General features: G+C 35.7%; 3 protein-coding genes. All 3 read right to left on the bottom strand.

Going from position 1 to position 14,354, the window contains the following annotated elements:
- A partial coding sequence (locus tag ACIQ06_RS12245) for a GEVED domain-containing protein (RefSeq protein WP_396146699.1) occupies positions 1-7,985 on the bottom strand: 7,985 nt, incomplete at its 3' end.
- A 139-nt stretch (positions 7,986-8,124) separates the two neighbouring features.
- The gene (locus tag ACIQ06_RS12240) at positions 8,125-13,500 is read right to left on the bottom strand and encodes a fibronectin type III domain-containing protein (RefSeq protein WP_396146697.1); all 5,376 of its coding nucleotides are present in this window, start codon (positions 13,498-13,500) and stop codon (positions 8,125-8,127) included.
- A 362-nt stretch (positions 13,501-13,862) separates the two neighbouring features.
- A complete protein-coding gene (locus ACIQ06_RS12235) occupies positions 13,863-14,234 on the bottom strand; it encodes a hypothetical protein (RefSeq protein ID WP_396146695.1) in 372 nt (123 codons plus the stop codon).
- Positions 14,235-14,354: the final 120 nt, after the last annotated feature.

Below are 14,354 nucleotides of genomic sequence, written 5' to 3'. Positions count from 1 at the left end.
TTGTCTTCTACTAGTTTTCCTATCATGTCATAAACTCTAACTTGAATACTTGCTTCGCTATTAGTTTTTACATCCAACTTGAAGTTTTCTGCAAATGGGTTTGGATAAGCTAAAGCTTCAAAAACATTTACTACTTCTAATTGAACATCTGATGCAATAGCTCTTGCTTGCATTGGAGTTTTGATGGTACACACTTTATTGTATGGACCAAAATTTGGCTCATTTGGTAACTTAACCGCAACTTGTACAGAATAACTTTCTCCGTTTGGAATTAATCCAGGGAAGTTGTTTAATGTAAAACGATTTAATGTGTTATCAAAGAACGTATCATAATCTACTCCGTTGTAAACTCTAAATCTGTACATGGTTGCTCCATTTACTCCGTCTGCAATAATTAACTCTGAGTTACTTGTAACTTGATAGTTATTACATTGAACCGTTCTAACTTGTGTAGTAGGATAAGCTGGAGTATTGATATCACATGGTGTACCATAAGGTAAGAAGGTACCATCAGTATTTCTTAATGAAACTTCTACTCTGTAAGTACTATCAAACAAGATACCTGACAATTGAGTCATATTAAATCTATTCATACCTTGAGTAGTTTCTTGAGAAGTTCCTGTTGGAACACCTGCAATTACTCTGGTAACTCTAAATCTATAAGCAGTAACACTAGAAACTGCTGCTGCATTAATCCATTGGTTCATTGCTGTTAACGTGCTTCCACATTGTGCTCCAATTGTTGAAACTGGATTTGGTGTGTTTAAATAACATGGTGCACCATAGAACGGTTGATAAGCACCATTAAGTTTAACAGAAACTTCAAACATGTATCTTGAATTATAAGTAGTATTTGGTACGTTAGCTAAAGAAATGTTATTTACAGGTCTTTCAATAACAATTGGATTAGCTATTGGTGCATTCGTATTTAAATCTACTTTAGTAATTCTAAACTTATAGCCTTGTGCAAAATTATACCAAGTAGCTGTTACTGTTGAATACCAACCAGACAATGTAGTTCCACATGTCGCAGGTACTAACGAAGTTGTTGTTGGACAACCTGAAGTTGCAATAGTAAATGATTTTGTAGTTCCTCTAGAACAACCTGCAGGTGTTGAAGCTGTAGCTGTATAAGAAACAGGCGCATCAATTTTTGTATAAACTGTATTAGTAGCTGTTCCTGTGTAAGGAACAGTAGCTTCAACGTCTGTATATAAACCAGTTAATGGAGACCAAACTATTCCAGAAGGGATTAAATAATTAATCACTAATGAAGCTGAACCAAAAGTTGCATCATCATTTAAGTCGTCTAAAGTTTCTGTTAATAACAAATTCACAATACCACTAGTCGCATTAAATCCTGTTAAATTAATAACTGGGTTTGGTGTAATAGCACCTACCGAACCTAATGTAGAAATTTGTGTAGGAGCTAAAGTATGAGCTCCAGATAATGCTACCCTAATTTCACTTCTCCAAGATCCTCCAACTGCTGCCACATTATTCAACAACAATTGAGCAGATGTTACCACTGCACCAGCAGGAATTCCAGAAATAGTTAATGGATAAGTAGCTTCAGCAGATCCTTCAGAGACTAAATTACTACCAAATGATAATGTTACTGAACCTGGAATTGCTGGAGCAACTGAAGCAGTTAGCGTTTTAATTTCACCTAAACAAGCTGTAGTTGCATTTCCAGAATTAGTAATAACTGGAGCTGGATTTCGATTAACATTTACTGTATAAGTAGCTGTATTAATACATCCTGCGCTATTAGTAGCAGTTAATGTATAAACAGTAGTAACAGTTGGGTTAAATACATAACCTGAACCTGAATTTCCACTTACTCCTGTTGAAGGAGACCAAACATAATTATCATAATCTCCAACTGTTGAAGTTATAGATACGTTGTTAGTTGAAGAACCTTCACAAATTGTTTCACTAGCAGCGCTAATTGACAATGCTGGTGGAGTGTTTACAGTAGCAGTTACCATAGTTCTTGAAGAAACACATCCACTACCAAAAATCCAATTGTATAATCCCATAAAATAGGTGTTATCAAATCCATTTCCTGTAATATTAGCTAATGCAGAAGTATATGGATAAACAGCACCCGAGTTATTTCTTCTTATTCCTCCTGTAGGAAGCGTATCAGTATATAAATTATAACTACCAGCTGTAAGTGGAGCGTCAATTAAAATTGTTTGTGGTGTATTTCCTCCACTAACATTTGTTGTATAATTGATAGTTTTAATAACTGTTCCTGAGGCAGTTGAACCATTTCTAACTGTGATTACACCATTAACACCCGATGTTAATGGATAAATATCTACAGAAGTTAAGGTTGTAGCTGAAAGTGTTGTGAAGTTTACATTCCAAGCTACAGTTTGTGTAGAAGGAGTTCCTGCACCAGCAGGTGAAACTAATCCAACATTTGAAGATGTACCACCAATGTTTGACTCAACATAATAATTTGTTGTTGAAGAAATACTTGGTGTCGTAAATGTATTACCTGTAGCTAATGATGTTCCACCAGTTGCAGAAGCATACCAATTTAATGTTGCTCCTGAAGATGGAGTTCCTCCTAAAACAACTGTTCCTGCTCCACAACGTGAACCAGCCGAAGTAGAAACTACCGACGGAGCATTTACGCCTATATTAATAATATTAGTATCAGACGACTGACCTGAATTAGTACATGTAACTCTCAAGAAATAAGATTCTGGAGATGATAAAGTAGGAGTTGTGAATGTAGCACTATTGGCTCCAGATATTGGCCCTGCAGAATTATGCCATTGCATTGTAATACCTGTTACTCCTGTGCTAAATCCAGTTGCTGATAAATTAGCAGTACCTGAAAAACAAACGTTAGCAACAGAAGATGTTGCTGTACCTGCAGTTGGAGTACCTGAACAAGGAGGTGGAACTAATACAGTAAATGTATAGTCTTCTACTTCTCTTCTTCCTCCTGTTGCAGGACATGCGCTAGTTGGATTTGAATTATTGAAATCCATCATAATACGCATTCTAGTATTTCCTGGTGTTGCTGTTACTGGAACAACAAAACTTCCAGAAAATGTAGATATGTAACCTGTTGTATTTGCAACTCTTTCTGTAGTTTCAAAAATAGTATTTTGATTCCAGTCAACCCAAACAGCTACACCAACAGTAGTTCCTGTTAATGCTGTAGCAAAATTAACTGATTGACCTTGAAGTTGAGAAACGCTTTGAGCTAAAAAGTTTCCATAACCACCAGCAGAAAATCCTGAAGCTGTATTATTAATATTTGTAACACCTCCTGTAGTAGTGAAAGCATCAAAAAAAGAAGCAGTACTTGTAGCAGCAGGAATAGCACAATAATTATTAATTGTTAATTGTGCTCCAGTAGAAGTTCTAGAACATCCTCCTGGATTTAATACTACTCTATAGAAATTAGCTGTACTTGCAGCTGTAGATGAAGTTGTAATTACAGAAAGTGTACTTGATGTAGCACCTGAGTAAGTAACATTTGCTGGAGTACCATCAACAACATTAGAATAAGTTCCTCCTAAAGTTGTTGCTCTTTGCCATTGATAAGTTAATGGTAAAGCTGCTGTTGCTGTAGCATTAAAGGTAGCTGTACCTCCACCAACAACCGTTGTAGCAACTGGATTAGCAGTTATTGTTGGGTTATTTATGATTAACTCAGCTCCTATTGAATTTGTATCTGAACAAGGAGACGAACCCAATGCAACTGATCTATAATAATGAGGACCAGCTACTGGAGTTGCAGCTGTTGTTGTAACAGATAATGAACTTGTAGCAGCACCTGTATAAGAAGCGCCAGTTGGAGTTCCTGCTACAACATCGTTGTAATTTGTTCCATCAGATGAATATTGCCATTTGTAACCTGTAAATGATCCAGAAGCTGCTGTTGTAAATGTAGCAGTTCCTCCAGTAAAACAAACTGTTTGGTTTGTTGGATTTGTATCAATTGCCGGAGCTGTATTTACATTTAATGTAACAGTAATCGATGTTGGATCGTTAGCTGGACCGTTAATTACAACATAATAATTCGTTCCTGAATTAGCAACTGTTCTATTAGCAATTGTTAAAGTAGCTGAATTAGCCCCTGAATAATCACCACCATTAACAATAGCTTCTCCTCCTAAACCTGTATCTTCATACCATTGGTAAGAATATATCGGACTTGGTAAAGCAGCTAAATCTTCCTCAACCACTGTTCCTGAAGCTACAACTGTAAAAGTAGCAGTTCCTGAACCACATAAATTACTATTACTTGGTTGTGTTGCAATACCTGTATTTCCTACATTTAGTAAAACAGAATTTGAAACTAATGGATCACATGGAGAAGTTCCTGTAATTACACATTGGTATAAATTACCATTCATAGTATCAGCACCATTAGTTATAGATAAACTATTTGATGTTGCTCCACTATAAATTCCACCATTTGTTATTGGATTGAAATTTGTTCCTCCATCTGTAGATTCTTCCCATTGGTAAGAAATTCCTGTTCCTGAAGCAACTAGATTAAATGTTGCGCTAAACAATCCACCTGATGAAACAACTGTTTGATCTACTGGTTGAGTAGAAATAGCAACTGGCTCTCTTACATCAACTGCATAAGAAACTGTCGTTGGACAACCTGCATCTGTTACTGTATAAGTAGCTGTAACTGTTCCAGCTGAAGTACCTGTAAGTACTCCACTAGCACTAATAGTTGCTGTACCTGTACCATTAACAACGCCCCAAACACCTAAAGCAGTAGCATTTGTTAAAGCCAATGTATTTGGCATACATAATGCTGTAGCACTTCCTGCAGCTATAATAGGAGCTACAGCTGGAGTTGGATTTACAACTAAAGCTGAGGCACTATTTGCAGTTGCAGTTGCAGTTGCTACTGATATTAAACCCGAAGTAACACCAACTGGTGTAACTGCAGTAACAGTATTATTATTAACAACTGTAAATGAAGCTGCATTAACTCCATTAAATTGAACTGAATTTACACCAGAAAGTGCAAAACCAGAAATAGTTATTGTATCGCCACCTGCAGAACAAACTGGGCTAGGAGAAAAACTTGCTATAGAAGTTGGAATAGTTTCTATTTGGAAATCATCAACATGAAAATCAATATCTGGAGATGTTGAAGTAGTAGTTGCTACAAAAGCAATTTTCACATTTCCTGTGTAATTTCCAATATTTATATATTCTGTTTGACCTGTAGCACTATAAGAACCAACATCAGTGTAAGTTTTAACAACATTAGCATTTGACCATGTTGCTCCACCATCAGTAGATACTACTACATCAACTTTATGAGTTGCTAAAGTAGTTTGTGGTGCTGTACCTAAATAACTAGTCACAGCCATGTTATATCTAATACGGTACCCACCAGTTCCTAAATTAATTTCATTAGAAATCAACCAGTCATTTTTAGTACTGTATAAATTAATTCTTACCGCTTTGTTAGTTCCAGTATTACCAAAACCAGCTTCTGTAAACCATCCATTTGTAGCTGGAGTAACTGTTGATGAAGCTGCTAAAGTACCTGTTGCTAAAGTCCAACAATTTGGTACAAAAGTATCAAATGTTTGGGCTGTAGTAGGAGCTATAAATGGCGCACACAATGTATTGAAATTAGTTGCTGAAGTCCAAGCACTATTATCTACTCCGCCACAAAAAGTTCTTACATAAACACTAAATGATGATGATGATGATAAACCTGTTATAACAGCATTAGTTGTTGGAGCTGAAACTGAACCAGAAGATACTAAGCCAGTTGCTCCACTTCCTGGAGTTCCAGAAGAACGAATTTCATATTCATAAGAAACCGGTACTCCTGATGTTGGAGCAGTCCAATTTAATGTAATTCCAGATGTTGTAGGAACTGTTGCTGTTAATGCTGTAGGCTCGAAACATGTTGGAGTCAATTCGATTTTAACATCAGCAATATGAAAATCATAATCTGGTGTTTCATCTAATGGACCATCAGTTGCTTGAAATGCTAACTGAACAGTTTGACCAGTGTATGCTGATAAATCTAATGTAAAATCAGTCAAAACATTTGTCAATGTAGTAGTATTTGATGCTTCAAAAGTATATAATGGAGTCCAAACAAGACCACATCCATCGGTTGAAATCAAAACTCTTACTTTATCATCTGTTCCTTGCATTCCTCCAGAAGCATCAACGGCTACTGAAGCAAATTCTGTAATGGCAGCTTTAAATTTAATTCTACTAGCAGCAGTTAAATTAACTTTAGGTGAAATAATCCACTCATTTCTAGTAGCTAAATATAAATTAATTTTGGCAGTTGTAACACCAGCAAAACCAGTACTACTTGTCCAAGCTGAAGTTGTTCCGGATGGGTTTAAGTTTTGAGCAGTACCCAAGGCCTCATTCCATGCAGGGAAAACAGTTGCTAAATTTGAACCTGTAAATCCAGTAAAGTTGTTATTTACTGGCAATGTAGCTAATGCTGGTGAAGTAGTAGACACAGAAATAGCATTAGTTCCAGTAGTCAAATTGTAGTAGTAATCATAAGGACCAGAACCACAACGAATGTATTCATATACTTTTACGTTGTAAGAAGTACCACAAGTTAAACCTGAAATAGAAACAGATGTACCAGTTCCGTCAAAAACAACTTGCTGACCTGAACCAGAATAAACTGTATTAGGAGTATAAACCGCTGCCGATCCATTAACTGGATCAACAATAGTCGAAGGACTGATAATAACAAGCCTTCTACCATTTGCTCCGCCATTTCCATTCGTCCAACTTACTGTAAACCCTGTATTTGTAATAGCACTAGAAACAGTAGCAGATACTTGCGTTGCAGGCGAAGCAGGTGTACTTATAACCACCGGTGCTGTATCAGCAAATCCTCCACCATTAGAGCACGTTACACGACATGCATAATATATTGTTGTTCCAGTAAATGCTGGTGGTGTGTATGTAATTGTAGAAGCTCCAGACCCTCCAATAGCAGAAACGAATGAACCAGGTAAACCAGTTGAAGATTGTAACCATTGAAAAGTTATTCCAGCAACTCCAGTTGTAAAACCAGAAACTGTTAAAGCACTTGGTATTGAAAGCGTACAAACATTTTGTGAAGCTGGTGCCACTGAACCTGCTACAGGAGTACCTGTACATAGATTAGGTGGTGAAAAAACATAAGTTGTGTTTACCGCAGGAAAAGCACTTGCTGTAGTCGTAGCAGTACTATTTCCTGTTACTGCATTGATGTAATCTGTATTAATTCCAGCAATTCCAATTGCTCTACCTGTAGAAATTGTTCCAATTCGTGGACCATAAATAAATTCAATTCTACCAGGATTTGTGGACGCTGGTCCATAAATTCTAACTTGATAAGATATTAAAATTGTAGTACCAGCAGTGAACCCATTACCAGTTACTTGATTATACTCAAATGTATAAACATCTGTTCCTGAAGAACCATGTCTCATACTACCTGGATTAGGCGATGGAAAATTAGCATTACCATCACCAAACCAAGCAGCTAGAACGTTATTTGGAACTGTATTAGTAAATAAATTACCTCCTGCTCTACCTTGCGCAGCAGTGACAGTAAGTTGACTTCCTAAACCGACCCATCCGTTTGTACACATCGTAGCTTGAGTGTAAGCTGTGCCATTGTATGTAAAGGTAAACGGCAATGTAACTAAGATTGCTCCGTCATCCGAATTGGTTGACATTGAAGTTGATAATCCAGCAGTTGTATTAACAACTGTTCCACCAACTAGTGGTGTGTAAGTTGAAGTAGTTGAAGAAAAGGAATAATTCGCAACTTGTGACCAAGCATTATAATTAAACATAAACATAGCAACTAACAACAAACTCATAATCCATGAGGTTCGCAATTTACCACTAGAATTGGGAGCATTCCGAACTACTAATGATGCTTGCCATCTGAGCTTAGCTAAATTTCGATAACTCAGAGAAAAGTAATCATTCATCATAATTTAAAAAAATTGGTTAATTAAAAAGGGTCAATATATAAATAAAGTTATATAAACATTTTAAAATTAGCTTATGAATTAAGCTAAAAAAACAACCATACAAATTAAGAAAACTTGTATGGTTGCATTATATAAAAAACTAATAGATAATTTTTTTAGAAACTTTCGTACCATTTTCAGACTCAACAACAACTAATAAAACTTGTTGCGATGAATGAAGATTGGTAACTTTAAATTCCGTTGCATTTACTTTATCATTAGAGAACAATAAACTTCCTCTTATGTCAAATATTTGAACAGATTTCATTGGAGTCAATGAAGAGGTAATGTTTATCGTTTGATTTTCTTTGAAAATTACTACAGACTCTTCTGTAAACAATTGATCATCTACTTGTAAAGCACTGTCTGTAAAACGTAATGCAAAACGATTGTCAAAAGTTCCTGCATTAGTTGTAAACGTATAATTACTTGACTTAATATTATGTATTACGTTTAATAATTTATCTTCTAGATATACTTTTTGAGTATCGAAAATGCCATCAAAGTTTGATAGTTTTATTTCATAACTACCCGCTTGAGTACTCTTAAATCCTAATGGAACAATATCATTTTCATTAAATGGTAAACCACGACCTTGAATCGCTAATTTCTTAATTCCTAATGTAGAATAGAAATTCACTGTGCTTCCAGAATCTAAGATTTCACCGTCATATCCACTATCATAATCATTGGTTGCACCACCAGCATATCCAACCATTATTTGTTTGTATGCTCCTTGACTGTTAAATACTTCTAACCAAACGCGGCTTTTATTACCTGAATTTACAGCTGTTGCTTGATTATTATATCTAAAGAATTGATTGTTGTTTCCAACTACTCTCATAGAGTTATTGAAAACTGCATTTCCGTTCAATAAACCTTTTATAAAGAAACTTTGTCCAGAGGCTACTCTTCCGTTTGGAACAGCATTGTTTGCTCCTGGCGCACCTGTTGTACCAATTCCTCCCATATAGTTGTAAACCGCATAATCACTATTTACATAATTATTGTTTGTAATAATAGTGTTATGTGTCCATAAGTATATAGTTTTCTCAATTACTCCAGTACCAGTAGTAATACCATTGAAATCGAAGAATGTATCAATATTTAGAGCACTTGGATATGGATTACCAATCAAGTTAACATCTGCAGCACCAATAACTATTGGTGTACTAATCACACCATTATTTGGAGTACCAAAAAACTGACCATTAAATATAGAAGGTGTAACTGCATCATGTGTATTTGGAGCTCTAATGATGTACCCTTTACCTGCAATCATTAAATTTGTACTTGTTTCACTTATCCAATTGTTAATTGCTGGACTAAATGAATAGTATTTATCATATTGTGTTAGTGGAGATAATCCAACTAATGTTTGAGGAGCTACAGGTGAAGACCAATAAGTATAATCAAATTTTCTCACTGGTGTAGTATTTCTTCTGTAAGTAATGTTACCATTGTTAGTTATACCATTTACTACTTGAACTAAACTTGAATTATTTTCAAAGGTTAAAGTTCCTCCAGAAGTATCAACAATATTTTGAACTTCTAATGTATGACCTCCTAAGAAGGTAACATCACCACTTGAAATATATACAGAACAAGCACTCAAATTTCCTGTCGAAGTATAATCTCCATCGAAAATTGCTGTCATTGTTGCATTTGGCGGACTAGGACTCCAAGCAGAACCATCCCAAGTTGTTGAATTATAAGTTACAGTAATTACATTTGAAAAAGCTGTACAACTTCCGTTTGTAACTACAGCTCTGTAATATCTTGTTGCAAACAAGTTACCCATTAGAGCAGATGTCAATGTAGCTGAACCACTTGCTGGTATAGCAACAGGTGTTGTAAAAGCTAAATTTGCCGAATATTGCCATCCAGTAACCGTACCTGTAGTACCAGTTAAAGTTAAATCTGAAGGTGCTCCGTAACAGATAGTTTGATTTCCAGAAGCAGTTCCTGCAACAATTGGCGAAACAGTTACCGGAACGTTAGTAACAGTAGTACAAACAGGTGAAGGTGTGCTTGCGCTTGCGGTATAAGTGATAGAAGCAGCTGGCATTGCGAATACAGAAGCTGAACCTGTACCTGCTATATAAGGTAAAGTAGCAAGAGCATTAGTAAATAAACCTGGAACTGCTACTCCATTTGCTACTGGTCCTACTAAATTATTCCAAGTTACAGCTGATGAAGCACTTCCTGAAACAAGTACATTATCTACAGACCATGACCAGTCATAATTAGCATTATACCAAAAACGAATATAAACAGTAGCTTGACCTAAATAAGCATTAAGTGGAATAATAACATTTTGGAAATTTGTATAAGTACCTTGGTCTGTTGTATAAACTGCTAAGTTAGTCCAAGTTGATCCATTAGTTGAAACTTGCACCGTACCACTATCTCCAGCGAAAAAATTATAGGTGTGCCAGAAACTTAATGAAGCTTGAGTATAACCTACTGTACTAAATGCTGGAGAAGTCAAAAAGGTATTTGATACCAAAACTCCGCCAGAAGAACCAGTATCACTATCTGCATGATAAAATTGAGAGGAGTCATTACTTTGAATTGCACCCAATGGTTCATTGTAACCGTTTGGTCTTAATGTCCACAATGCAGCAGGATTACCTCCGTTATTTGCTACTGTCCAAGCATTAGTTGCATCATTAAAATTCTCATTTAATATTGGAAATCCTGCAACGATACCACCGGTAGCAGTAAGCTGAACCGCAGGCCCTGCTTGACAAACAGTTGGTGTTGCTGGAGTAACTGTAATTGGTGTTGGCAATGGATTTGCATTGTAAACAAAACGCACTCTATTAAATCTGAATGGTGAAGCCGTTTGAGATGCTGTTAAGGTATAAGTTTGTGTTGTACAAGAAGTAATAATAAAAGGATCTCCAGGAGTTCCCGAACCAGTTACACCAGTTGAAGGCGACCAAGAAAAAGTTTGGTAATCAGCAAAACCAGTTGTAACAACAATTGGATTCGATGGACTACAAGCACAAACTGTATCATCAATATTATCAATTACTAATGCTGGTGGCACCGTAACTACTTCAAATCCGTAGTCTTCGGTTTCACCTCTTGTCATTGCTGCATTACAAGCACTTGGACTTATAGCATTCCAGTCAACCACAATACGCATTCTTGTTAAACCAAGCAAAGCGGTATTAGGAACAGTAAAGTTTATTGTAGGTGGCGTTGATAAATATGCGCCAGAGTTATATACTCGCTCAGTAATATCAAATGTACCATCTTGATTCCAGTCTACCCACATCGCTATACCTACTCCACCAGCCATACTATTATATGTAGTATTAACATTTACAGAACCTAAGCGTGCTTGCGTAATAATTTGTGACGTATAATTTGCATAACCTCCAGTTGCATAACCGGTTGCATTTGAAACATCTGATATAGCACCAGTTGTAGCAAAATTAGTAAAGTAGTTTTGGTTTGTTGTACTTACAGAAGCACAGTAGTTAATTTGTACTGGCGTTGTAAAAAATGGATTTCCTGCATTATTCAAAGCAACCCATTCACCAAAATCTCCTGCACCACAACTAGAACGAACCCAGAAATAGTAAGTAGTTAATCCTGCTAATCCTGTTAAAGTAACGTTAGTTGAACCTGTAGTTCCAGAAGGCACTGTAGCATTTGTTGGAGCTATACCTGTAGTATTGAAATAATACACATAACCAGAAGCTGGTGCAGGTGTTGGTGGCGTCCAACTTAAGAATGCAGATGAACCTGTAATACTTGAAACTGAAACAGCAGTTGGTCTTAAACAAATTGATTCATACACTTGCAAATCGTCAATAAACATTTGACCGTTATTTTGATCTGAAAAAGCTCTAAGACCTATATAATATACACCATCTGCTGGTGGAGTAAAAGTAATTTTATTTTGAAAAGGAGAAGATTTAATATTGCTATTGGTATCTAAAATTGTAGTCATCGAACCAGCCAATGGTGATGTACCATAAGCAACTTCTAATCTATTTGTCACTGTAGAAGGAACATCTGTACCTCCATATAAGTAATCTACTGTATATGACTGAGAAGCTAATAAATTAATACCTCCTGTGTAGAACCAAACATTTGCTGGATTTGAATTTCCTGGATTCTGACCATTATACATTAATATGTTTTCAGCCATACCAGAAACTGGGTAATAATCTGCACTAGAAGTAACCCATGGATTTCCTGTTCCTACATTTTGTTGTGAAGAACAAACTGGAAGCAATAAACCTACAGTAGCATGGTATGGTGAAGTTATATTTGGAGATGGACCATCAAATGGCTCATAATAAGGAGTATTTACCGGTGTACAAAAAGTTGTAAATGTACCAACCGTTGACCAAGCACTAACATTAGATGGCGTAGTACTACATACCGAACGAATTGCATAATAATATTGTGTCCCTGGAGTTAAACTTGTTAAGTTAGCTGTTGTTACCAAAGGACCAACAGATCCTGTAGCACCTGATGGTGTAGCAGAGGTACCAACATAATATTGATAACTATCTCCTGGCGCTGGTGTTGTTGCAGACCAATTGATAGTAGCCGTTGAAGATGTTAAACCTGTAACGTTAAGACCTCCTGGTGCAAAACACGTAACTGGTGTCCAGCGGAACAGGCGATTAGAAGATAACTCAATCAATGCTGATGTTCGAGTAAGAACTGTTTGGTTATTTGCAGTCCCTAATGGAAATGTTCCCACAGGAGATGGAGCTACTCCTGGCCAATTTCCGGTAGTTGCCTGACTAAGATTTTTAAAATCGGAATTATTTGCTCCTCTTAAACCAATCTGCGGTGCTGTTCCAACTGCTGCTGGAAGTGTAGTAGGAAATGATGAAGCAGCTGTATAAGGGTTATAATGCATTTCAATAACATTAGTTCCCTCATATAACCATAGTTGAAATGTTAAATTCGTAGCGTCAGCTTGGGCAGCAGTTCCTAAATTATTAGACCTTTTTATAGATCTCCATTGTATTTTTAATATTCTGCTTCCTAGAAGACCAGAAGTTAAATAAGAAACATTATTAGCTGCTGATGCACTCATCATATCTAAATCACAACCAAATACAGAAATTGCCCCTTCATATAGATCAGTACTAGAAATAGGCCCAACTTCTAACGGTTGTGGAGCAGTAGCTCCAAAAGTTACAAAACCATTCATCGATACTTGTACGGTTGTATAATCAAGACCATTAAATCTAAAAGTAAAAGGAATAGTGACAGCAGCAACACCACTATCAATATTTCCACTAGTAGCGAATAAATTTGTTGGCGCAACTAAAGCAGCAAAAGCAGGAGTAATTTGAAGCTGATCAACTGTATAAGCCGAAACCTGCGCATTTACATTGTTACCACCTAGAAAACCAACTAATAAAAGCATTAAAGCTTTAATTGTGTTTGATTTTAAAAAGGCATTCGTTACTTTTTCTTGTAATGATATCATCATAGCATTTGTATTTAGGGTAATATTCTTTTATTATAAGTTGATAAAAATACATTAAATTTTTGTAAAATTTTAATATAACTAACTGTCTAGCTGACAAATCGACGAAATGTAAAATATAATCGATAAAAAACATAGCGATTTAAAAAAAACACTTCATATTTAGTAAGAATTATTTTGATAAAATATGCTTTTAAACAATTTCATTTAAACATTACCACATTGTTATTTTTACGCTATTTTAACATTAAAAAATGATGAAGTGAAATTTATTGTTTTTAATAAATTATTAAAACAAAAAAAAGCTTCTCAAAAATGAGAAGCTTCTATTCTAACTAACCTATTTATTCTAATTCTAACCTAACTTACGCGATTGCTGTTTCTTGACTGATAACTCTTTTCATAAAAGTTCTGTAAAGCACTTTATTAGGAGTTACACCAGAAGAAATAATTTGTTTTTTTCTAGAAACTGTAGTTGCAGTTTCATTTGCTTTTTGAATAGTTTGCCCTTGTTTAGAACCCATAAACCAATTCATGAAATCTACATCAGATTCAAAAGCAATAGCTTGAACTGTATCTGTGCAAATAGTAGTTGTAGTTGGTTCGCAAACTGGAGTAACCTCTGTTTTTGTTTGACCAAACATACCTGCGCTTGACAATAAAAATACGATAAATAAAACAACTAAAAACTTTCTGTTTTCAGAGATGAAAGAAGTTGATGTAGTATTTGTGTTCATTGCTTTTGTTTAAATTTCTGAAGCAAAACTACATCCGTACTAATGAGAATTAAAATATTCTCGATGAATAGCACCAAAACTCGTTAAATCTCAATTGCAAAGTAGTTTATCCATAAAATA

The sequence above is a fragment of the Flavobacterium sp. genome (assembly GCF_044341265.1).
GTDB lineage: Bacteria > Bacteroidota > Bacteroidia > Flavobacteriales > Flavobacteriaceae > Flavobacterium.
Note: the sequence above shows the minus strand (reverse complement) of the source record. Positions and strands in the feature narration are given on the sequence as shown.